Origin of the sequence: Methanolobus sp. (assembly GCF_016278385.1) — an archaeon.
In the GTDB taxonomy this organism is placed as follows: Archaea; Halobacteriota; Methanosarcinia; order Methanosarcinales; family Methanosarcinaceae; genus Methanolobus.
Genome location: NZ_JADQBY010000024.1, coordinates 1 through 23,293, shown reverse-complemented (window position 1 = coordinate 23,293; position 23,293 = coordinate 1). Strand labels below are relative to the sequence as shown.

The following is a 23,293-nucleotide window of genomic DNA, read 5'->3' as shown; positions in this document are numbered from 1 at the left end:
GCCTGCTCCGGTGTTTTTAGTTCCGGCATTACAAACCCTGGTATTTCTTGTGCCTGCTCCGGTGGCCTTAGTTCCGGCATTTCAAATCCTGGCATTTCTTGAGCCTGCTCCGGTGGCTTTAATTCCGGCATTTCAAATCCTGGTATTTCTTGTGCCTGCTCCGGTGGCCTTAGTTCCGGCATTTCAAATCCTGGTATTTCTTGTGCCTGCTCCGGTAGTTTTAGTTCCGGCATTTCAAATCCTGGTATTTCTTGTGCCTGCTCTGGTGGTTTTAGTTCTGGCATTACAAACACTATCTCTTCTATTTTGGAAGGGGAAATTTCAGGCTCATGTTTCTCTATCTTCTCAGCCACAAGCTCTGATAATTTCATCTCATGGGGAGTTTCTTCTTGTGTTTGCTGTAGTTCTACTGATCTATTTTCCAGTTTCTGAACATCATTAATTATTGTATTCTGGGTGGTAGCTGCAGAACTTTCAATTTCGATTAATTTATTCTCTGCTATAGGTGGTTCAACCATTTCTGGGGTTTCCTGTTGTTCTGCAGGTTGTGCTTCTCCAGCAAAGTTTGTATCATCTATTTTATCAAAGTCTTCTATACTACTCTTATCTTCTATTTCTTCATCTTCTGCTAATACTATATTATCCATAACAGCTTCTACTTCAGGTTCCTGAGCAATTGGTATGTCTGAATTGTTCTGCATATTTTCCAGAATCCCATTTATTTCCGGGAAGTTCTTTTCAATTAGTTTCAATTTGTTGGATATTGCGTTAACATCATCTCTGAGGGTTGCAAATCTTTCAGTCCATGGTGTAATGTCATTTTGCGGGTCATTGTCTAACATATCAATTTCCCTTTCGATAAGTTTTCTGATGAACAGGCTTTTATTCTCAATTACATCAAGTTTATCAAAAAGCTCATCAGACATGCTGATTGTAAGTCGTTTCATGGCAATCTCTCAGATGTTATTTTATGTGAATCATACTAATGTATGCATATATCATACATATATAATTAATGGAATTATATTTCTATTTGTATTACACGTATGACTTTTGAATAGACTGCGGAAAAATGATTGTATAACTAGGGCTAAAGTTGGAACAAAAAGTAAGAAATAGATAAAAATGCAAGGCTTATTTACATTGATTTCTTACATTCAGGGCAGGCTTTGCCTCTGGTTGTCTGGATAAATGAATGTTTTGGTGCTATACACTTGCACATTGGGCACAATTCATTGTTCTTGAATATTTTCTCAACAGCCTGGAGATCTGCTTCGTAGATATGTGTGTCCCATCCGGTGGCTATCAATGATTCTATTTCGTATGGAAGTTTTTGTTCTTTGAATACCTTTTTGAATCCTTCTACTATAGCGGGTATATTCGCAGGGAATCCGCCAAACGCATCCCATGAGCGATACAAGATGTATATCCTTACTTGTGTCTCATTAAGCAGTTCCACTTTGTAAGCAATCCAACATGGCTGGTCTTCATATTTTGGGATATGTACTTCGTTCTCCCATAGAACTCCAACATGTCTTCTTGAGCCAGGGCGCAGGTTAATCACATTTGCATGAAGTGTATTGTAGGCTGTTTCTCCGTACCTGAACAACTGTTTGGCATAACAGTAATCAAATTTTCTCTTATCGTCATCAGTAAGTGAAACATACCATTCTGCGTATTCTTCTGTGAGTTCTTCCTTGTATTTTTTAATAAGATTTTCTCCGAAGGGTACGGCAGAACTGACCTGGTGGTTGTTGACATCTTCGATGTATATGGTGGCATGTACTCTCTTTGTCATAGTCTTATAGTCAGGCTTATGTTCTTCACCTTTAGTGTCAATTTCCTTTATCAATTGGGACCATGCAGAGGCGATGGTTTTTGCTTTTATAAGTACGGCTTCCATATCGTTCATTCCCTTTGAAATAAAAGTGTTTTTATTAAATTAAATTGTATGCACCATGATATAATCATTTTTGTTCTCTATTAATTACCGTTGTATCATGTTTCCCTACCAGAGCACTTGCAAGCATTATAGCTTTGGTATAGTGCCCTCCGACTCTTGAAGTATCGACAAATACATAATCGTCCATTAGTATGGGTGCTCCAAGTCCGTCTCCTCCACCAAGGAACACAAGTGTCCTAAAAATGAGGTTACCTGATATGCCGTCTGGTGCCAGTATAAAATTGGCTTCTTTTATGGCATCTTCTATTAGTATGGTGTAGTGCTTAGCATCGATTCCTTGTTCTTTCATCCTGTTAACGATGAAGTCTCCTTCTGCAAGGGTTTGGTCTACGCGTGTATTTCGTCCAAGGTCGCCAAGTCTTCCTCCTGAAAGGATGCCTACTACTGGTTCTATTTCAAATCTGCGAATATACTCGACCCCAAGTTTAATGAACTCGATTTTATCTGCAAGTTCGTTACCTTCATCTATGCCTACAGGCGCAATAAAAAAAGGATTCCCTTCATGTGTCTGTAGCAAAGCTATTCGATGAAGTTTTTCCTGGTTTAGTATCTTTTTAAGATGTGCCAAGGTCTGTGAGGCTCCTGCAGTTCCCCTTACCGCTGCATCAATATATCTGGATTTGAGCAGATCTCCAAGGGTTCTTTCGGGATCATTTGTTCCTATTATTTCAAGTTCGGTTCCGATTTCTTCGATTTCTTTTTTGTTACCTACCAGCAGTACATGTGCATAACCGGCTTCGTGTGCTTCTCTGGCACTTTTAAGCATTTTTGGGCTTGGATTTCGCACTCCTATAGCAACTCTTGCCTTATTTTGCAATGCCCTTTTTTCTATCAGGTCTAAGAGGTTCTCCATACTTTTCGATACCATAGCAAGATACCTACCATTAGTAATATCAATCAGAACAAACAAAGTGGTGCAAACATTAATTACTTTTCCTGAATATTGGGTATAACATGACTGTGCAGATGGAATGGGCCGAGAAATATCGACCACGTACACTAGATGATGTCGTAGGTCATAAAAAAGTAATAGATGATCTCCTTAAATGGGGTAATCAATGGGAGCATGGTGTTCCTGAATTAAAGGGAGCGGTACTTCATGGTTCTGCAGGTATCGGTAAAACATCTTCTGCACATGCGCTTGCGGCAGATATGGGCTGGGAGGTTATTGAGCTTAATGCGAGTGATCAACGGACTGCCGCTGTAATTGAAAAAGTTGCAGGTTCTGCATCAACGATGAGCACGCTGACTGGTACTTCTGCAAAAAGACTGATAATCCTTGATGAAGCTGATAATCTGCATGGGAACAGTGATCGTGGAGGTTCACGTGCAATAATTGATGTTGTAAAAAAAACAAGTCATCCAATAGTTCTTATTGCGAATGATCTTTATGGACTTTCTTCTTCATTACGTTCATTATGTCTTGACCTTAAGTTTGGGTCTGTGCAATCCCGCTCCATGATACCTGCCCTTAAAAACATTGCACGTCAGGAAGGGCTTATGTGTGGTGTCGGAGTTATTGAGAAATTGGCCGAGTCTGCAGATGGGGATTTCAGAAGTGCTGTTAATGATCTTCAAGCGGTTGCATTGGGTCGGACGGAAATTGAAATTGAAGATATTTCTACCTCTGAACGTGATAACAAAGAGTCAATATTCAAAGTTGTAGGCAGGATCTTCAAGGGAGATGATGTGTCTTCTGCCATTGATGCTACTTACAATCTTGATGAAACTCCGGAAGATCTTATTCATTGGGTGTGTGAAAACCTTCCTTATCAGTATACGGGAAAAGGTGAGGATGCGCTTACAGATGATATTGTCCGGGGTTATTCTTATCTTTCGCGTTCTGACCGTTTTCTGGGACGCGTGCGCAGACGTCAGAATTATCGTATGTGGCGCTATGCAGGTATGCTTATGACTGGTGGTACTGTTGTGTCGAAAACTCGTGTACGTGGTGGGTTTGTAAAATATCAGCCACCTTCTCTCTGGCGTAAGATGGGTCAGATGCGTGCCCGAAAGAACATGCGAAACAACATAGCTGTAAAGGTTGGTGCTCATTGTAATGAATCAATGCGATATTCCCGGCTTGAAGTCGCAGGGCTTTATTCAAGGCTTTTACAGACCAATGGGTATGCAGTCGATGTCATTGCTACACTTGGGCTGGATATGGATGAATTTTTGCATTTGGTTGGTGCTAAAAAGGTCACCAAAAAATACCAGTCAGTTTACGATGAAGCTCAGGAACTGCGTAGGCATGTTTTCCCCTCCAATGAACCTGCATTCTTTGTGGAAAAAATAGTATCAAAAAAGGATCCTTCTCAGTTGAGTCTTGATAAACTGCCTATTTCAGATCCATCCGGGTCTGAATCTGCTGTACCATCTTTTCCTAAGAACGAACCTGCTAAAAAACCTCAGAAAACTTTGTTTGACTTCTGAATTTAGTAAACTGTGGTTTAATGTCCTTGTTTGCAGTTAAGTATGGATTACTTAAAATGTATGTATATATCTATACATATATATTTTAGCATAGCCAATACATGGTATATATCATAATATCTATATTTGGTTATATTCTATATGATATAGTCATCTCATTAATTATTTGCTGCTACATGGTTTTTGATTTAAGGTGTTTATCTTGTAACAATATAGCTGGTTAATATCTCATGATATATTTTATTTTGACAGTTATTCTATTGGATTTGTAGTTGTTCAACTTTATAGAAAAATGTATCTTGCTTTCTTTTATAACACTCAGTATGAATATGTATTCATAATCATGCGTGTAACATTTATGGTGTATAGCATTCGATAGCAGTAGCTTCTAACTGCGTACTGTTATTGTTTCAGAATGAGTAATATACAAATTAGGAGTGGAGTATGAGCGGGTTGGGGAGTGGGGGTTATTGTCAAAAAGAGGATAACCCGCTCATCTATGTTATAGTATACCTGTCTACATATATAAAGTTATTGTTTATAATCATCATCATTATGAGGTGATTTTAAATATTGTTTTGATATTGCATATATATGGTTGTTGTCTTTCACTATATTGTTAATTGTACATAGAAAACTGCTAAATACCTTGCATTCCACTTTTGTCTTAGTGATTTAATGGTAATTGGAGTAACGATGGTAAATGTGCTGCCTGGCACTGAAAGAACAGCTTATAACGAACTCAATCGTGTAGAAGGAATAAAGGACATCTATCATGTATTTGGGGAATATGATTTTGTTGTGATCATCGAGGTCGATGACTTGGGAAGTCTCAACAGTATTGTAGACCTTATACGTGAAACTGAATCTGTTACTGCTACACAGACTATTGTGGTTGCGGAACTAAAATAATACTAAATTAGTTTATGTGGAAAAGCTTAATTAGCTAGCTTCTCAAGCACTGATTCATGCAGATAAACACATATGTGCTCTACCGGAGTCATCTGTTCTGACCTGCTAAATGGTTGTTTGGCATAACTCAGTCTTCAGAAGTGTTTTATCTGCTGATTTAGCAATGTAGGTAATTTCGATACTGTCCGAAAAGATTATTATATATTCTGAGTTATTATTTTCTGGTCACAGGGAAAGTGGCCAACAACGGACGAGGAAGATATTCTTATGGATAATCCAATTGCAGAAGAACTTGCAAAGAACCAGAAATCAATAAGTGTTGCAGAGTTCTTTGAAAAAAATAGACAGATACTGGGTTTTGACTCTGCTCCGCGAAGTTTGATCACAACGGTCAAAGAAGCAGTAGATAACTCACTTGATGCATGTGAAGAGTCTGAAATACTCCCTGATATATTCCTGCATATAGAAAGAGCAGGAAAGGACAATGTAGTTATTATAGTGGAGGATAATGGGCCCGGAATCGTTAAAGAACAGATACCCAAGGTATTCGCAAAGCTTCTGTATGGTTCAAGGTTTCATGCTCTTAAACAGAGCCGTGGCCAGCAGGGTATCGGTATATCAGCTTCAGTATTGTATTCTCAACTGACCTCTGGCCATCACACAAAGATCATATCCAAGATAGGTCATGATAACCCGGCTCACTATTATGAACTTATGATCAATACCAGTACCAATGATCCTGATATACTGAAAGATGATATCGTGGACTGGGATCGTCCACATGGTACGCGGGTTGAGATGGAAATGGAGGCTTCTTATGTAAAAGGGAGAAGACAATCCATTTACGAATATCTTAAGGCAACTGCAATAGTAAATCCGCATGCAAGGATTACCTTGATAGAGCCAGATGGCAATGAAGTGATCTTTGAGAGGGCAACAGATAAGCTTCCTATTACTGCAAAAGAGATACTGCCACATCCTCACGGGATAGAGCTTGGAACTCTTATGAAAATGCTGAGGTATACTGAGAGACAAAAATTGTCTCCTTTTTTGCGTTATTCATTTTCAAAGATAGGGCATCTGGCTTCAGAAGAGATATGTAAGGCATCTGGCCTTGATCCTGAACTTGATCCTCACGAAATGACCCGGGACCAGTCAAGGAAACTGCTTGATGCATTCTCAAAAGTAAAAATAATGGCTCCCCCTACGGATTGCCTGTCTCCTATCACTGAAGAACTCATCTATAAAGGACTTGAAAAGGAGTTTAGCGTTGATTTCATAGCCACGACTACCAGGAGTGCTTCAGTTTATTCTGGAAATCCTTTCATTGTAGAGGTCGGTATTGCATTTGGTGGTGAACTGCAAAAGGATGACCGCGTTGATATCTTGCGTTTTGCAAACAGGGTTCCTTTATTGTATCAGCAGGGTGGTTGTGTTATAACCCATGCCATTGAGTCGATTAAATGGAAACAATATGGCCTGAACCAGCCAGGTGGTGGATTGCCTAGTGGCCCAGTTGTTATTCTTGTACATGTGGCTTCTACTAACGTACCTTTTACTTCAGAATCTAAGGATGCAGTTGCTGAAATACCTGAAATTAAGGATGAGATCGAGCTTGCAGTAAAAGAAGTTTCGAGGAAACTGAACAGGTACCTTAACAAGCGTGATAGCCTTAAAAAGAGACGTGAAAAGGAAATAATAATCACAAAAGTGCTTCCTAAAATGGCAACCAAACTTGCTGAAACACTTGGTCGTGATGTGCCTGATATAAATCCGGTTGTTGCAAAGATAATGGGTAATCTTCTTGTGGACAGAATAATAGAACCCAATGGCAATGGTGGAGCGACTATCTCTATAAGGGTTAACAATTTTTCCAGTAAAAAGCATGATTTCAAGGTCCATGACATGGCTCCATTTGAAATAGAAAACGCAGTTCCTGAACCTAAGGTAATAAGTATGGGTAATGATTTTGATTATATATGGAACCTGAGTGTCTCACCGGGTTCTTCAAAGGTTGTAAAGTATTCCGTAGCAACTCTGGATGATGCAGGAATAGCAAGACTTTCCCCTCTTATTGTAGAAGGTCTTGATGAAGAACTTGTTACCGGTGCAAAAGCTATTAAGGGGTGATTGAATGGCAAAAGAGATATCCCAACAAAAAAGGGAACATGATGAAATAGCAAGCAACCGTTTATTGGGTCTTGCAGGGGAATTTTATGACCAGTTCATTGATGAAATCGTCCCAAACGTTTCTCTTCCCAGTCGTACAAAGGCCAATATCGAGTACAGTGAGGATAGTGATGTCTGGGTATATGGTGACAGGGAAACAGAAAGGAGCGCAAAGACTGTAAAAGGTGCTTTTCAGCTCTTAAAAACATCTCATGTGATAGATTTTCTTGTAAACAATCATCTTGGTCAGAATAGGGGCTCAACCTTAAGAGAGTTGTATTATATCTCGGAAAACTGGGATATAGCCAAATTCCGCGAACAGCCTGAGAGTGACAGGCTAATTGAAGATCTTGAGATTATTTCCGGTTTGCAAAGGGAATATTTCCATATGCGCCCTGAGGAAGATGGTGCTACTATGTTTGGTCCCATTCGCTTGCGTGAGGAAACAAAACGTGGGGATCGCATAATTCACTGTCAGGAGGATATTGGTGAGAGTGGCTACCAGATTCCTTTCAATGTAGAAAATATTGAATTCCTGGACACAGATGCCAAGTTCATTATTGCTATTGAGACTGGTGGTATGTATGCCCGACTCATTGAGAATGGTTTTGATGAACGAAATGATGCAATACTTGTCCATCTCAAGGGTCAGCCTGCCCGTTCGACACGTCGTATTATCAAGAGAATGAATGAGGAAATGAACCTTCCTGTGGTTGTGTTTACTGATGGTGACCCATGGTCCTATCGTATATTTGCTTCAGTAGCATACGGTGCTATTAAAAGTGCCCATCTTTCTGAATACATGGCAACTCCAGGTGCCCAATTTATTGGTGTCCAGCCATCTGATATTGTGGAGTATGAGCTTTCCACTGATAAATTGACAGATAAAGACGTAGCTGCTCTGAGGAGTGAGCTTACTGATCCAAGGTTTGAAAGTGATTACTGGAAAGAACAGATACGCTTGCAGCTTGATATCAACAAAAAGGCAGAACAGCAAGCATTTGCAGGAAAAGGTCTGGATTATGTAACAGATAAATACCTGCCAGAGCGTCTGACAGAACTCGGAATACTTTGATATTCCGGTTCTAGTATTTTTTGTTTATTGGTTTGAAATTCCTGCATATTGCACTTTGGGCTACTCTCATAGCTCTTGTATCCATATGGTGGCAAATACCACTCCTCTGGAATTTGCAGGACTTGCAGCAATATACTTTCAGGTTGAGATTATTCTGTATTGCCTTTTCTTTTATAAGGTCTTCTCCACAGCCTTTGTGGTACTTTATATCTGCTTTGCTACAATTCAATGCCTGTGCCAGAAGCGTACTCACTGCCGGTGGTTCCCATTGGGTATATATCTGGTTTACAGCCATTTTTTTAGTAGGTATGAATGCAGTGGCTCTTTTTCCTCCATTTTCTTCAATGGATTGGGCTAATTTTTCAATTTTGTCCTTGATCTTGTCATTGTCTGGTTGTTGTTTTAACGCCTTACTCATGAAATTCAGCGCAGCCTCGTTTCTCCCTATTTTTATAAGGGCTAGGCTTTTGTTGTACAATGCAGGCACGGACTCGGACATATTGTATTGGTTCAGTATTCTATCATAGCATTCGATAGCTTCATGGAATTTCTCTTTTTTGTGGAGGAGCATACCTTTGTTATTCAAAGCAGCGGGATTGTTTGGATCCAACTCGAGTGCAAGGCCAAAATAATGCATTTTCCTTTCAGGGTCTTTCTCTGTAAGCCCCTTTTCAATCCATATTCCTGCTACTTCAGAATTCTTTTTTTTCATTGGGTGGGATATTCGCAGAATTCTATATTACTCTTCTTGCTGGTATGGTTCATTTATGCGTTATTTATGTTTTATTTAGTAATTAATGGGTATTTTTACTAATTTGGTGTGGGATAATATTTTAGTAAATTCATGACTCGTGCGCAGTATCAATGTCGGGGATACATTAGAATTCGGATTCACTAGGTTCGTAAAATGTACAGTGTCCTTTGTTGCTCTTATTTTTATAGTGTCCTGAATATCTGGTTATAATAGTATGTGGTAATTAATTCTGAGATGATAAGATGACTGCCCTAAAAAGTGACACAGAGTCTAAAAATACAACTTTTGAAGAAAGAATCATGATTGAAAAGGACAGGTTTTTAAAGTTCATCAAAGAAAGGAATGATTTCATTAAAAAATTGCCTGATATGGAAAAGAAGGCATTTATAGCTTCGATAGAAGAAATGAAGGAAAGTAAGGATAAGATCGAAAGATTACTGATGCAAAAGAAATCCCGTAAAAGTATCGATGGTCTTCTTTTCTCATTCGAGGAACTTCCTCTTTTCGGGAAAGAATACTGGTTCATGAAATTCACATCAAATAACGGGTCCAAACGTCAGTTCTTTCTCATGTTTGGTAGGTCTGCAGGGGATATCGAGGTCAATGGTAGGTATGTAGAGGACAGTCAGGTAATAAATGACAGAACAGGGGGATATTGTGTTTCATGGGCCTATGATGATGCTCAGAGGTGGATTACAGATGATTTTGGGACAATCGAAGTGACGGATGGAAAGATAAATTGTTCCAACGGGGATATTCAGGCAGATTTCTATGGCTCATTTCCAAAATACACTCTCAGCATCGCAAACGGCGGGGTTAATATATGCTCTGTGGATATTAGAGAGCCTGTGGATGATGATTATGACTCTGAACTGTCTGAACACTTCAAAGGTCTTTTTGGCTACAGGCTGGCTAACCTGTATTTCGATTTTAAGGGTGAGTTGTTTGGCAGGGATTTCTCTGGAAAGTGCTATGTCCAGAAAGTAGTTGTTGTCGGTCCTTTCATTCCATGGAAATGGTCAAGAATAGTCTTCAGAAATGGCTCGATCCTAACCTACTATATACCCAGTATTGAGGTCATGGGGCTGGAGTACGAAATATACAATTCTATGAGCTTCTATGATGCTGATACTAAGCTGATGCACAGCTTCAAAAAGGCTACAGTGCATGAATATCCTTCTGAAAAAGGGGATAAAAGATGGGTGATCACTGCTGAAGGTAACAATGTATTCGTTGTCACAAAAAGCTATTGCAGGGAATCTTTCAGCTTCAAGAACGACTTCAATTTCAATTATGTTGAGAACCTTGTCGAGGTTATGGACCTGAAGATCGAGACTGATTCTAAGGTCATAACACTGGAAGAAACCGGCAGTGGTCTGGGGATGGTCGAAGATACATCTGGATTTGTAATATGAAGTAGAGAGTAAATACATCTCTACTTTCTAAATGCTTAATTAATTTAAAAACGTTTATATATGGTTCGTTCGAACCAAGCAGCATGTTTTTAAATGAAACTATTCCGCTTTATATTAATAAGTTTGTAAGTTCTCAATTAGGAGTATTGGGATCGGACATTGCAGCTGCTACCATAGTGATCGTGGCTTCTGTTATTCTTGCTTTTATTGCGGATCTTGTGTTTGAGAGAATCTTCCTGCATTATGCTGCAAAAACAAAGTATGACTGCGATGATCTTATTGTGAAAGCACTCACAAAGCCAATTTTCTATACAGTATCGTTTATCGGTGCATTCATTGCTGCAGAAATTCTATTTCCTGGAAATTTTGCAGTAGAAGTTGTAATGGGATTACTCCTTACGGTTCTTGGTATCGTGTGGATACTGGCACTTCTGCGAATCGATAAGATCCTTTTCAAACATGTATTTTCAAGTCTTGTTCGCAAGACTGATTCCAAGATGGATGATGAATTGCTTCCCCTTTTCAAGAACATAATTGATGTCCTGATTGTTTTCTTTGGTTTTCTTGCAATACTTAAGGGTGTGTGGGATGCGGACATACTGCCCCTGTTTGCTTCTGCAGGAATTGTGGGCCTTGCTGTTGCTTTTGCTGCCCAGGATACGATATCCCAGTTCTTTGGTGGTATTTCCATTTACTTTGACCAGCCGTTCAAACCTGGAGATAGAATTGAAATTGACGATGGGGAGATTGGTATTGTTCAGGAAGTGGGACTTCGTAGTACAAGGATAAAAAATCTTGAGAACAATATGATTGTGATACCCAACAGCATAATTGCTAACAGTAAAGTAACAAATTATACTTCACCTGAGGAATCCATGTTAGTAAAAGTGACTATAGGTGTTGCATATGGTTCAGATGTACAGATGGTAAAGGACATTCTGACAAGGATTGCACAAAGTGTTGACTCAGTTCTTGATGATCCCTCTCCTTACGTCAGGTTTGATAACCACGGGGATTTCAGCCTTGATTTTGCAATAGTGATGTGGGTAACCCATCCTGGGGAAAAATTCTCAGTTATCAATGAGGTAAATACAAAAATCAATGCCGAGTTTGTAAAAGCAGGAATTGAAATACCATTCCCTGTTCGAACGATTATCAGGCAGAATTGAAGTTAGTTGCAGGAGTTTTCCTGCAATTTTCTTATTTTATTTTGACATCCGTGGATTCAGCTATCCATTTGAGGTATTCCTTTTCACCGTTTATTTTCCATGAAATTATTGCTGGTAACTCATAGCTGTGCATGTTTCTTATGCATTCAGTTATAACATTGACTTTTGTACTTACAGTTTTAATGGTAAGTGCTATTTCTCTATCATCTTTAATTTGACCTTCCCACATGTACATAGAATCAATAGGGTGCACATTAACGCACGCTGCAAGTTTTTGTTCTATAAGCTTGCTTGCGATTATTTTTGCTTCATTCTCATCTTTCGTTGTTGTGTATACTATGGAATACATTGTCAATCACATCAAAGTTTTAAAAATGATTATATATTTTTAGTTTCTTATTTATATTGATGACTTACGATAATTCAGTGGATTCTATTATTTACCGTGAGGTCCAAAAATGCACTCAAGTGTGGTTATGGCTTATGGTTCTTTTTCCAACTGCAATGACGTGGTATGGTGCTATAGAGCAATTAGTATATGGTCGTCCTTATGGCAATAATCCTGCGTCTGATCAGGGAATGCTTGCTATATGGGTCATATTGGGTGTTCTATTACCTCTGTTCATTTACTCCATACGCTTGATAATCGAGGTTAGAAATAGTGGTGTATATGTAAAATTCTTCCCGCTCCATCTTTCATATAAGCACTATCCGTTTGAAACTATTATTGCTTACAGTGTCATTACTTATAGGTCCATCCTTGATTATGGGGGCTGGGGTATGAGGCATGGTTCAAACGGTAAAGCCTACAATATTAAAGGTAACAAGGGATTGATGCTTGATTTTATGAGCGGAGAACATCTTCTGCTGGGTTCGCAGGAGCCGGATATTCTGAAAATATCTATTGATCAGGGCCGCAATAGAAAATGAACTCATTTTCTTAGCAGTCCTTCTTTTGTGGTATTTATTCTGGTTATGATGTTTCATATTATTAATTTTCATATGCTCGCTTAATGTTATGAAATTCATACATATAATTCATACATATAATACTTTCGTATGCATTCTTAACTTTTAAATCTTACATGTATGATATATTCTTAATAGTGGCTTTAAATTACTTTTTTTAAAATTGTTTGTTGTTTGCTATTTCAAATTTGAAACTGACAACGAAAAAAGTAAGCTTTTTAGTGTAAATACATGCACTTTTTATTCGATATAATCAATTAAGACTCATGGAGAATGAACTTACTGAACTTAAAGACAATGACCTTGAGCATTTCAATCTGCTAATATCAATAAAGGATATAAGTGACATTTTTATCGCATATGATCTGCGTTTCATCAGTTATTTTGGTTCTGATTTGTTCTATGTTGAAATGGTTGATGGCGAACCACTTGTTCCAATGCATCCAAAAAGCGCTTATCCTCCTGGAATTGAAAAATTATTTGATTTGATGGCAAGGGAAAAGATCAATCTGTTAAGTTACGAGGATGAAAAAATAATGAAATCCCATTTTCCTGTAAATACCAGCGATCTATAACTTATCATACTCAATTAATTATCTACAATATAGTTTCAATTTTAGAAAGATTTAAATAAGATTCTGAATCATCACATGACTCATGCTCACTACCCAGAACTCAAAAATAGGGGATATGACAAATCAATATAAATTTCTATAATAATCTATTACAATCGGTCTGATGCTATGGTATTTCCTGAAGTCCCATTATCCACGACATATATTTCTTAGAAGTGCTTCAAGCGAGTTACTAAGCCTTACTCTTGACAGCCTTGTATTTGTAGTACTTGCATTTTACGGAGTTGCACCAATTGTTCCTCTTATCATTGGACAGCTTGTAGCCAAGAATCGAATTGGTCTGCTGGATACTCCCTGGTTTGTTTGGTATAAAAAACATCTGGAAAAAAGTGTATCTGGTGTCTGATCTCGTTAATCTATAGTTATGAACGTCTATGTTGATATACATGAAATAGGCTTTTATATCTTTAAAATCTATTTAATTATAGTGATATGAATTCGCTATATGATTTAAGGGACTGGTTCTACGAGTGTGACAGGCTGTTATTCCTGGCAGAAGTCCATTACCATAAGGAAGATGTTGTTCCGTCCAAACACAGATTTTCATATGAGCTAACAAGCTCCAGCTTAGAACAAATGTTCAGTACAATCAGGAAAATGATAAAAGAAAGTGATTATTGCATTAGCTTTGATACCTGTACTTACCAGGATGAAGTATTCTTCCTGGAGGAAATACTGGATAATATATCATCTGATAAATGGGACAAAATGGATGTCGAATGTGTTTTAAAGGCACAGGCAATAGTCCATAAACTTGCCAATGCAGTGAATGCTGATATTCTGGAAAACAGTGAGCTTCAAGGATATCCTCATATATACAATGCCTGCCATATCAAATAATCTTTCCCGGATTATGTTCCCGTATTGTTGTTGAGGATGTACCATCATCTGTATACATGTCCATTGATACTATATCGCAGATATCCGGGATATTCATATCATCAGATATTTCTGAATTTTTTCGCTGGAATACTAGAAAGCGAACGTTGTATTTTTGAAAATGATTCAGCAAACTTTTTCTGTCTTCGCCATATCTGTAATATTTATCATTAAATAATCTGTTCAGTGTGTCAGCACCTATGAGAAACACAGAATCAGGAAATAGTATTGCTTTGTCTGCAAATAGGGGTGAATTTGTAATATATATATTCCCCATAAATATTTCATCCCGATGCTCTAAAATTGAGTTGACTCTGTCTTTCAGGGAAATAAAGTCTATTGGCGGTTTATCAACATTTGCTAATGATATTTCAAAGCAAATCTTTTCTTTATATTTATTGGCAGCGATTCTTGCCATTTCTACATGATTCTTATGACATGGATTAAAGGAGCCTGATAAAATTACTTTTGGTTTAACATCGCAGATTCCCATATCAACTTTTAAAGGTTCACAATTCTTATTTGAATTGATATTTTCCAGTGTTTTCAACAATAAATCTGCCACAGAACGCTCTGCTTCAGCTTTTTTATCAACAATTTCTTCCACCAATGTATCATTTAGTGAGACCAATTCTATTTTTTTATCAGGAACGCATATTCTGCCTACCTTTTCAATAATAAAATCTGATGTAATGTGTTCCTGTTCTTCTCGGGTGGTACTGGATTTCAGGTACATGCTTGATGTACCTGTCTTGTAATATGATTGGTATGCAAAGTGAATTTCGTGTTTTCTACCCTCACGCTCGTTTTCAACATTTGTCAGTTTGGATGTAACGCCAATACCAATAAGTATTTCGTGACTTGTGCTCTCTTGTTTTGCGTTAAGGTAAAGTGCACGCCGATAAGCTGACATTGCAATGTCTTTTGCTGTATCCGGTGAAGCATACCGGATTGGTTCCTTTCCTATGAAATCTATGAGTGCCTCCTTGCTATATGGAACAATTGCTTCAAGAATAGTATCTGAACCTTTTCCATGCCTCAATAATTCTCCAATTGCCTCTGTTCCACCACCTGTCACTGCCAGTACTATCTTTTGTGGGGAATTATGTATCATTTTTACAAGGTTTAAAATTTCAATGCTATTATCTACTTTTTCTGTCACAGTATCTCTCTCCACTCAAAAGATTTAGGATATAATACTTCATCATGCTTATTTTTGCATATGTGCCTGTCTATTTTTACTGTCATATTTAAATACTTTGTTTTATAATGTTAACAGTGAATACTAATATGCGATACGCTTTTATAGAGTAAATAACTACATAATATTATCATATATATATTATATTAATTTCCTGACTTACTGACTTAAAAATAAGTTGGTGTTTCCTTCGAACAGCCGGTCATTGATCTGGTGAATGTCATACGGAAAGCAGGATTCAAATAAAATTGAGGGAAAAAATGTGCCATATACTTGTAATTGAGGACAATCCTGTAAACATGGAACTTACTGTAGACCTTCTTGAGTCATATGGATACCATGTAACTCCTGCAGAAGATGGTTTTGTCGCTCTGGAAAAGATAAAGGATACCAATTTTGATCTAATCCTTCTGGATATCCAGTTACCTAAAATGGACGGGCTTGAAGTATTATCTCACTTAAAGGAAAATGAGAGTACAAAAGATGTTCCGGTAATAGCCTTAACTGCCCACTCCATGCGCGGGGATGATGAACGGTTTATTGCTGCCGGATGTATTGATTATATATCCAAGCCAATCGACATTCACAGTTTCAAGGAAAAGATAAAATATCATCTTGGAGTTTCGGATTAATTGCTAAGTACACATAAATAAGGTTTGGGTAAGCTATGCAGCTTCGTACTAAAACTTTACTTGTATTTAACTTCACTTTTTTTTTAATCTGATGCTGACATTACATCTCACTATAGGCTCAATTATTTTTAAAAATATTGGGGATATTGGGCATAAAGATGTCATTGACAACATGGGTCAAACGCTTGTTTACTCTTGTCTTTTATTCGTTCTAGCAGAATTTCATTATCAAGATTCAATGTAATATATGGGTTAAAGTATCAATAATCTTATGGTACGGTTAAAAGAATTAACACACAATACAAGAGGTTAGTATATGGATTATAGTATCAATCATCTTATGGAAAGGTTGGAGGAGAGTGAAAATCTATTATCTTCTATTATTGAATCTTTATCAGAAGGCGTGATAGTTATCAATGGTGATTATCAAATCATACACTTTAATTCTAAATTCATAAGATTATGGGATATTCCTGAGCACATTCTTCTGGAAAGAGATGGACTCAAACTACTTGAACACCTGAACAGTAGAATGATTAACTATGATGGTATAGTTGAAAATTTGCGTAAAAATCATATGTCTGCAAAAAGAATCTTCACTATTTTAGAATTTAATGATAATAGCTTCTTTGAAGTTTCATCCTATCCTTTACTCCAGAACGAAAAGGTCGTTGGTCGTATCCTGAGTTTCAGGGATATTTCAGAAAGAAAAATGGCGGAAGATTTTTTAAGGAACCAAGAGCACAAGTATCGATCTCTTTTTGAGTCATCCAATGACGCTATTTTTATTGTAAAGGATGGGTACATTCAGGATTTGAACAACCAAGCCAGCAAGTTGATATGTGTGTCAGGCCCGGAAATCATTGGTAAACCTTTAGTTGATATTGTAATTGAAAATAAGCGATATTTAATACGAAACCTGATTAAAGATGCCTTTAAAAATTCTGTTAGCAAATGTGAGGTTGAAGTAAAAAAGTCCGATGATATTTTCATTGACTCTGAAATAACTGCTACAGTTGTCGATAGTGAACATGGTCTTATACAAATGATATTCCAGGATATTACTGAAAGGAAGAAAATTGAACGACTGGAGCAGGAAAACAAAGAAAGAATGAGTCTCATTCTTGATAACATAAATTGTGGCGTGATAGTTATAGATGCACATAGTCATGAAATAGTTGATATCAATCCTAAAGCGCTGGATATTGTTGACCAGAAAAAGGATGATGTTGTGGGAAGGGTATGTCATAATTTCGTATGCCCCGCAGAAAACAGCAAATGTCCAATAAGTGATTTCAGTCAGTTAATTGATAGATCTGAGAGGGAAGTTGTACGATCTGATGGTACAAGGGTGCCTGTTCTGAAGTCTGTTGAAATCGTAAAACTGGGTGGACGTGAGCTATTCATTGAAAGTTTCTTTGATATTAGCAAAATAAAGCAAACAGAGAACGAGCTTTTGGACCAAAAAGTATATGCTGAAACTGCAAACCGTGCCAAGAGTGAATTCCTTGCTACTATGAGTCATGAATTGCGTACTCCTTTGAATTCAGTTATAGGATTTTCAGACCTGCTACTGGATGGTAATTTTGGTGTTCTTAATGAAAAACAGAACCGTTTCATGTCAAATATATCCACCAGTGGAAAGCATCTCTTGAATCTCATCAATGACATACTTGATATTTCCAAGATAGAAGCCGGAAAGATGGAACTGTTTTATGAGGTATTTGATTTTGCAGACATGATATCCGACATTAACTTTATGATGAAAGCACTGGCCTCAAAAAGAGGCATTCTTCTGGACTTTGAAATGGGCTCCAGGAATATATTAATAAATGCTGACCGAAGCAAATTGAAACAGGTACTTTATAATATTATTGGCAATGCAATAAAATTCTCTCATGAAAATGGTAAAGTTCAGGTCAATGTTTCAACAAAAGATGATCTGCTTAATGTCAGTATAAAAGATAGTGGCATAGGCATATCCAGAGATGATCAGGTAAAACTTTTCCAGCCTTTTGTACAAATAGACTCAGCCAGCAATCGAAAATATGAAGGAACTGGTCTGGGTCTCGCTCTTGTAAAGAACCTTCTTGAATTGCATGGTGGAAGTATCGGGATGGAAAGTGAGCTGGGAAAAGGTTCTACCTTCTTTTTCTCCGTGCCAGTTAATCTTGACAGCAGAGATATAAACTTCGACTCAGCACCTGCCAACGATTCATCTTTAAACGATACATCTTCATTTTCTGAAGATGATTTTGTTATTTTGAAGCCAAAAGATTCAACAGGTTTCGAGCCGCTTGTACTTGTGGTGGAGGACGACATCAACTCAAAGGAACTTTTGAGTGTAATGTTGAATAACGCAGGATATCGGGTGGTACTTGTTGAAAATGGTGCAAAAGCCCTTGAAATTGCAAAAAAAGTTCATCCTTTTGCAATTACTCTTGACCTTAACTTGCCGGGAATGGATGGAACTGAGGTTCTGGAGAATCTAAAAAATAGTAATTATACGTCTTCAATTCCTGTGATTGTGTTATCCTCTCTTGGTGAAAAAGATGTGGGAATGGTTGCAGGTATTGTTGATCACTTAACAAAGCCTATTGATAATAATCGTCTTCTTCAGGTGCTCTCTGTTCTGATGAAAAATCCAGAGAGGGACTTATTAAAGGTCCTGGTGATAGATGATGATCCCCTGGTTGTGGATATACTTTCCGAAGTCATAAAGAACGCGGGATATGATGTGATCACCGCTTCTGGCGGGGAGGAAGGAATTGAAAAAGCATTTGATAGCATTCCCGATGTATTGATAGTTGATTTAATGATGGCTGATGTCACTGGTTTTGATGTGATATCAACTTTGAAGGCTGATTCACGGACTATACAAATTCCTTTGATAGTATGTACTGCAAAAGACCTGGATATTGAAGAAATAGAATTCCTCAATAAAAACGTGTACGGTATTATCCAAAAGGGCCTGTTCTCAAAAAAAGATCTTCTTGGTATTCTTGGCAAATTAGAACCAAATTCGGATGATGAGAAATCACTTTCTGGTTCTCATGAGGTTTATCAATGAAAGTTGGCCGAAGATCATTATCAGCAATTTTACTTGCATTATTATTCATTTTTCTTCTTACGGAACGGCCAGTCCCAGGCTGAAGATACTATAAGGATTGGTGTTCTTATCGACGGTTCCGGTGAGGGAACACTGAAAAAATGGGACGCTGTAACAGAACATTTATCAATTGATATTTCATAATTTACATTTGCTTTAGTTCCAATGAATCAGAGTACAATGGAAGATCAAATTATCGCGGAAAGTGTGGATTTTATTATTGTGGACCCTGCAACATATGTTCTATTTGAAAATATCCACGGAGTCAATAGTATGGCTACTATGGAAACACTGGTTTATCTTCCTCTTGAATATACGCAAAGATCTACTTTGAACAATGTGAGTTCCGTTATTTTTACAAAAGCTGACAGGACAGATATTGAATATCTGGATGATATTGTAGGTACTTCATTCATGGCACCAGACAGTTCTTCTTTTGAAGGTTATGATGCAATAAGTGCCTCCAATGGTAAAGAGGGAATCAACAGGGCATTGAACTTCTTACCGGATGAAATTATCCTTGACCTGATGATGCCAAAAGTTGATGTTTTTGCTGTCATAAATGAATTAAAGAATCATCCTGAAACAATTGATATTCCTATAATTGTCTGTACAGCAAAAGATCTTGAAAACTATGAAAAGGAACAACTTGACGAGATGTATTTTTTGTAATGCAAAAAGGTATATTCGGCAAACAGGATCATTTGGATTGTATCGGAAAGTAGAAAACTCTTCAAATTAAAAAGGGAATAAAAAAGGTGTTATTCAGGGATAATATTATCGGTTTGTAGTTCGAAATGACCTTTAATTCCATTAACATCTACTTTGTATGTTCCTTTTTCAAGACCATATACATCAAGAATAACTGTGCTCTGAAAAGGTACAATAGTTTCTGTGCACAGTTCATCTGCTGGTCTTCTTGTTGTCAGATTCACGGTGAATGAGTTATCCTCATTGTTAAACTTAATAAGTTCTTCATCTAACTGTGTGCATCCGTCAGGAAGATAGCCTGTAACGGATACATGCACCTGAACTGGAAAAGATTCCAGGATAAGTACATCAGTTTGTTCGACAACTGCGTTTCCATACACGTATTCACTATTTGATTCGATTTCTGTGGTGTTTTCCGGAATAGCCGGAGTTTCAGCACATCCAAGAGAAAATGTTACAATTGTGACAATGACAATTGTCAGTAACACAAGGACACCTAACAAAGCGTTGCTATTTGTTTTCATAAACTTCCTCTTAATCCCCATTGCACCAATGACTTAATTGAATAAATGTCTTGCTAAAACTACGAATTTGTTCGAAGTTAAAGAACACTAAAGATATTCCAATTCAATGCATTATAATAGATTAAGTATGGTCAGGCATTCAGAGTACCATTTTATGAATCCGGGAAAAGTGAATTTAATTTATCACGATATCGTTTCAATTCTCTATCTCCTCTTTCTACAGACATTTTTCCTGTTCCGAATGTCAGGTGCATGTCCAGAACTTCCATTCCTACATATTCAAATGTGCAGTGGTTGATGTACTTTAGCAGTTCCCGGATATCTCCGTGTTTTCCACTTGGGGAATACCAATCTTCTTCTGCACCGGTGCTTATTGCCATCATTGTTTTCTTGCCTTTGAGCAATCCGTTCTCATAGACTCGATCATTTATGGGGCTGAATGCAAAACCTGCTGCAAAGACTCTGTCGAGCCATCCTTTCATTATCGCCGGCATTCCTGTGAAAAATATAGGGAACTGGAATATCAGGCAATCTGCCCACTTTACTTTTTCCATTTCCGTCATTATATCCTTAGAAAAAGTACCTTCCTTGCTTGCCGTGATCTGCTCAAGGAATAAATTTAGTGAGTCTTCTTTTTTGCGTTGTAAAAAGTCACTCTGGTCAAGCACAGGTTTAAAACCCATTGAATACAGGTCAGAAAGTCTTACTGTGTTACCTTTTTCTTCAAGTGTTTGAATGGCCATATATTTCATGGAAGAATTAAATGACTTCGGTTCAGGATGTGCAAAGATGTATAATATGTTCATAGTACTCCCACTCTATCTTTTAATTGGTAGTACTTATACATTATTATAAGCAATACTAGTTGCAAAGAGGCATTATAATAATAATAAAGAGAATTTTGATAAACATATCTCTTTCACAGCAACTTATCACTAAAATATAAATATTAGACTAATAAATTAATACATATGGATGTTTAACTGATTTTGCTCTAAACGAAGAATAAAAACGTCTTCAATCGGTTGGTGACAAGCTTGCTGAGATTGAATCATTGATTGATTGGAAACCTTTTCGACCAATTATGCAGTCAATGTATAATAATAGAACAGTTTCAGGCGGACGGCCTGAAGTTCATGTTATTGTGATGTTTAAAATGCTTGTTCTGCAACAATGACATGGTCTTTCTGATGCTGAACTTGAAAGACAATGCATTGACAGAATATCCTTTAGGAAATTCCTGGGATTTCCTGAATATGTTCCAAATAGTACAACTGTCTGGTCATTCAGAAAAAGAATTGCTGACAATGGTAAAGAGAAGGAAATATGGAATGAGATGCATAGAAAGTTTAATTCTCTCGGATTGAAGATAAAAAAAGGAATGATTCAGGATGCAACTTTTATTCATTCCAATCCTGGACATGCTAAAGCTGACAAGCCTAGGGGAAAAGATGCTAAGACAGCAAGAAGCAAAGATGGAACCTAGGTGAAAAAAGGTGGCAAGTCTCACGTTGGATACAAGCTTCATACAATAATTGCTAAGGAATGTGAATTGATCCGAAGATTTGAAACAACGACTGCATCAGTACATGATTCACAGGTGGATCTTTCCGAAATAAATGAAGTAGTGTATTGGGAGAATAGATATTTTGAAGCAGTTGTAAATGTCTTTGCAGTAACAATGCAAAGAGCTGTAGGAGGAAATACATTAGGAATAACTGATATTCTCCGAAATGGATGAATAAGTGTACAAAGAGTTTCGTGTGATAGGGTCTATGCAGTTACAAAAGAGGTGTTCAAAGCAGAAAAGGTTCTTGTTACAACTATAGAATGAGTAAATGTGAAGATACGACAGCTTTTTCCTTTAGTCTGCATCAACTGAGGACACTAAAAAGGAAAGGAACAATTTAGGATAGCGGAAGCCGTCCTAAAATGAAGGCAAAAATGAACAGAAAAGACGATAACTAGGAAAATAGTGGGTAAATAGCAATCTGGAGTTATCAGTAACTCAAAAAAAGAGGTTTAATCTGAATCCTCCATAATGTTCATGTTGATGTGAGTTATTCGTTTTTTGGGCGAAACCTGAACTCAAAACCAAGGTGTTCCAGCGCAAATAATGCCATCATGATCACAACAAAGAGTAACATGATGGATATATAACAAGCCAGCAGATAATGAAGGAAGCTACCTCTTGAAATACTCGAATCTACATACGAGAATATACTGATAGGAGTATTATATAATGGGTAAAAGTAATCGATTTCATATCTGGCAAGATCATCCAACAGCAGATGTGAAAGGGATGCAGATTCTGCAAAAATACCCATGTATATAGCCTTATCATATTTCCTGTACACAACATATCCAATACCAATGCCCATAAAGAATGCTAAAGAACTGAATAGTATCGAATGCGTTGGAATCGGCCCAAGATTAACATGCTCAATAGTACCATTTACCAGAATATTGTAAACGGCAGTAACATCAGGAAAAAGCGCTGCGATACCACCTACAAACAGTAGTATGATTACATTCAACATATTCGTAGGCGTAATCTCTTTGCGAAAAACTGCTCCAAGAGTTACATATGTCATAGCCGCACTGATACAAAGTACAAAGAACATAACATGTGCAATTGGATAAGGCATGGTCATAGGTAAAAAGCGCATGAATATATAAGGATATTGCGAGAACAAAAAAGAAAAAAAGATGGCGCAAAATATGCGCCTCAATTTACAATTTC

At 37.4% G+C, this 23,293-nt stretch carries 23 protein-coding genes and 1 pseudogene; 15 read left to right on the top strand and 9 right to left on the bottom strand.

Translation table 11 applies throughout. The features are described 5' to 3' along the window. From QZZ23_RS10265 to mtxX, 3 genes are all read right to left on the bottom strand, one after another. A partial coding sequence (locus QZZ23_RS10265) for a hypothetical protein (protein ID WP_292469711.1) occupies positions 1–947 on the bottom strand: 947 nt, incomplete at its 3' end. Positions 948–1,138: 191 nt separating this feature from the next. Further along, positions 1,139–1,912, bottom strand: coding sequence for a thymidylate synthase (locus QZZ23_RS10260; protein WP_292469709.1), 774 nt, complete (start codon positions 1,910–1,912; stop codon positions 1,139–1,141). A gap of 55 nt (positions 1,913–1,967) precedes the next feature. Next, positions 1,968–2,831 (bottom strand): methanogenesis marker protein Mmp4/MtxX, encoded by an 864-nt coding sequence (gene mtxX, locus QZZ23_RS10255; protein WP_292469708.1) that lies wholly within the window; start codon positions 2,829–2,831, stop codon positions 1,968–1,970. 86 nt (positions 2,832–2,917) lie between these two features. Here mtxX and QZZ23_RS10250 point away from each other — a divergent pair, with 86 nt between their 5' ends. From QZZ23_RS10250 to QZZ23_RS10235, 4 genes are all read left to right on the top strand, one after another. Beyond that, the gene (locus tag QZZ23_RS10250; RefSeq protein ID WP_292469706.1) at positions 2,918–4,396 is read left to right on the top strand and encodes a replication factor C large subunit; all 1,479 of its coding nucleotides are present in this window, start codon (positions 2,918–2,920) and stop codon (positions 4,394–4,396) included. A gap of 678 nt (positions 4,397–5,074) precedes the next feature. Next, positions 5,075–5,308 (top strand): Lrp/AsnC ligand binding domain-containing protein, encoded by a 234-nt coding sequence (locus QZZ23_RS10245; protein ID WP_292469704.1) that lies wholly within the window; start codon positions 5,075–5,077, stop codon positions 5,306–5,308. Positions 5,309–5,575: 267 nt separating this feature from the next. Continuing rightward, on the top strand, positions 5,576–7,438 hold the full coding sequence (locus QZZ23_RS10240) for a DNA topoisomerase VI subunit B (protein WP_292469702.1): 1,863 nt from the start codon (positions 5,576–5,578) through the stop codon (positions 7,436–7,438). A gap of 4 nt (positions 7,439–7,442) precedes the next feature. Continuing rightward, positions 7,443–8,552: a DNA topoisomerase IV subunit A gene (locus QZZ23_RS10235; protein WP_292469700.1), complete on the top strand. Its 1,110-nt coding sequence runs from the start codon at positions 7,443–7,445 to the stop codon at positions 8,550–8,552. Between the two features lie 10 nt (positions 8,553–8,562). On the opposite strand, the gene QZZ23_RS10230 is transcribed toward QZZ23_RS10235, so the two are convergent. Further along, positions 8,563–9,264 carry a tetratricopeptide repeat protein gene (locus tag QZZ23_RS10230; RefSeq protein WP_292469686.1) on the bottom strand — a complete coding sequence of 234 codons (702 nt, stop codon included), beginning with the start codon at positions 9,262–9,264 and terminating at the stop codon, positions 8,563–8,565. Positions 9,265–9,548: 284 nt separating this feature from the next. Between QZZ23_RS10230 and QZZ23_RS10225 the strand changes: the two genes are divergently transcribed. Together QZZ23_RS10225 and QZZ23_RS10220 are read left to right on the top strand one after the other, a co-directional pair. After that, a complete protein-coding gene (locus QZZ23_RS10225; RefSeq protein ID WP_292469684.1) occupies positions 9,549–10,721 on the top strand; it encodes a hypothetical protein in 1,173 nt (390 codons plus the stop codon). A gap of 83 nt (positions 10,722–10,804) precedes the next feature. Next, a complete protein-coding gene (locus QZZ23_RS10220) occupies positions 10,805–11,890 on the top strand; it encodes a mechanosensitive ion channel family protein (RefSeq protein ID WP_292469681.1) in 1,086 nt (361 codons plus the stop codon). A 31-nt stretch (positions 11,891–11,921) separates the two neighbouring features. On the opposite strand, the gene cutA is transcribed toward QZZ23_RS10220, so the two are convergent. After that, complete coding sequence (gene cutA, locus QZZ23_RS10215) at positions 11,922–12,239, bottom strand: divalent-cation tolerance protein CutA (RefSeq protein WP_292469679.1); 318 nt, start codon at positions 12,237–12,239, stop codon at positions 11,922–11,924. Positions 12,240–12,298: 59 nt separating this feature from the next. Here cutA and QZZ23_RS10210 point away from each other — a divergent pair, with 59 nt between their 5' ends. The 4 genes from QZZ23_RS10210 (at position 12,299) to QZZ23_RS10195 (ending at position 14,334) form a co-directional block, all read left to right on the top strand. Further along, the gene (locus QZZ23_RS10210; RefSeq protein WP_292469677.1) at positions 12,299–12,820 is read left to right on the top strand and encodes a DUF6141 family protein; all 522 of its coding nucleotides are present in this window, start codon (positions 12,299–12,301) and stop codon (positions 12,818–12,820) included. A 305-nt stretch (positions 12,821–13,125) separates the two neighbouring features. After that, entirely contained in the window at positions 13,126–13,434 is a 309-nt protein-coding gene (locus QZZ23_RS10205; protein ID WP_292469675.1) for a hypothetical protein, read from the top strand. Between the two features lie 163 nt (positions 13,435–13,597). Continuing rightward, positions 13,598–13,840, top strand: coding sequence for a VUT family protein (locus QZZ23_RS10200; RefSeq protein ID WP_292469673.1), 243 nt, complete (start codon positions 13,598–13,600; stop codon positions 13,838–13,840). Positions 13,841–13,926: 86 nt separating this feature from the next. Beyond that, positions 13,927–14,334: a hypothetical protein gene (locus QZZ23_RS10195; protein WP_292469671.1), complete on the top strand. Its 408-nt coding sequence runs from the start codon at positions 13,927–13,929 to the stop codon at positions 14,332–14,334. Here QZZ23_RS10195 and QZZ23_RS10190 read toward each other — a convergent pair. Beyond that, on the bottom strand, positions 14,327–15,535 hold the full coding sequence (locus QZZ23_RS10190; protein ID WP_292469669.1) for a hypothetical protein: 1,209 nt from the start codon (positions 15,533–15,535) through the stop codon (positions 14,327–14,329). The two genes, QZZ23_RS10195 and QZZ23_RS10190, sit on opposite strands and share 8 nt — an antisense overlap. 299 nt (positions 15,536–15,834) lie before the next feature. On the opposite strand from QZZ23_RS10190, the gene QZZ23_RS10185 reads away from it, so the two are divergent. The 4 genes from QZZ23_RS10185 to QZZ23_RS10170 all read left to right on the top strand — a co-directional run bounded on the left by QZZ23_RS10185 (position 15,835) and on the right by QZZ23_RS10170 (position 19,987). Further along, a complete protein-coding gene (locus QZZ23_RS10185) occupies positions 15,835–16,206 on the top strand; it encodes a response regulator (RefSeq protein WP_292469667.1) in 372 nt (123 codons plus the stop codon). 316 nt (positions 16,207–16,522) lie between these two features. Beyond that, positions 16,523–19,276, top strand: coding sequence for a response regulator (locus tag QZZ23_RS10180; RefSeq protein WP_292469665.1), 2,754 nt, complete (start codon positions 16,523–16,525; stop codon positions 19,274–19,276). Between the two features lie 3 nt (positions 19,277–19,279). Then, entirely contained in the window at positions 19,280–19,459 is a 180-nt protein-coding gene (locus tag QZZ23_RS10175) for a hypothetical protein (RefSeq protein ID WP_292469663.1), read from the top strand. Positions 19,460–19,480: 21 nt separating this feature from the next. Further along, on the top strand, positions 19,481–19,987 hold the full coding sequence (locus QZZ23_RS10170) for a response regulator (protein WP_292469661.1): 507 nt from the start codon (positions 19,481–19,483) through the stop codon (positions 19,985–19,987). Positions 19,988–20,076: 89 nt separating this feature from the next. Here the strand turns inward: QZZ23_RS10170 and QZZ23_RS10165 are convergent, their stop codons facing one another. Then, complete coding sequence (locus QZZ23_RS10165) at positions 20,077–20,550, bottom strand: hypothetical protein (RefSeq protein ID WP_292469658.1); 474 nt, start codon at positions 20,548–20,550, stop codon at positions 20,077–20,079. Between the two features lie 152 nt (positions 20,551–20,702). Beyond that, entirely contained in the window at positions 20,703–21,356 is a 654-nt protein-coding gene (locus QZZ23_RS10160; RefSeq protein ID WP_292469656.1) for an NAD(P)H-dependent oxidoreductase, read from the bottom strand. Positions 21,357–21,511: 155 nt separating this feature from the next. Here QZZ23_RS10160 and QZZ23_RS10155 point away from each other — a divergent pair. Further along, positions 21,512–22,461 (top strand): annotated as a pseudogene (locus tag QZZ23_RS10155) (IS5 family transposase). 149 nt (positions 22,462–22,610) lie between these two features. On the opposite strand, the gene QZZ23_RS10150 reads toward QZZ23_RS10155, so the two are convergent. After that, positions 22,611–23,198 carry a metal-dependent hydrolase gene (locus tag QZZ23_RS10150; RefSeq protein ID WP_292469654.1) on the bottom strand — a complete coding sequence of 196 codons (588 nt, stop codon included), beginning with the start codon at positions 23,196–23,198 and terminating at the stop codon, positions 22,611–22,613. Between the last annotated feature and the right edge of the window lie 95 nt (positions 23,199–23,293).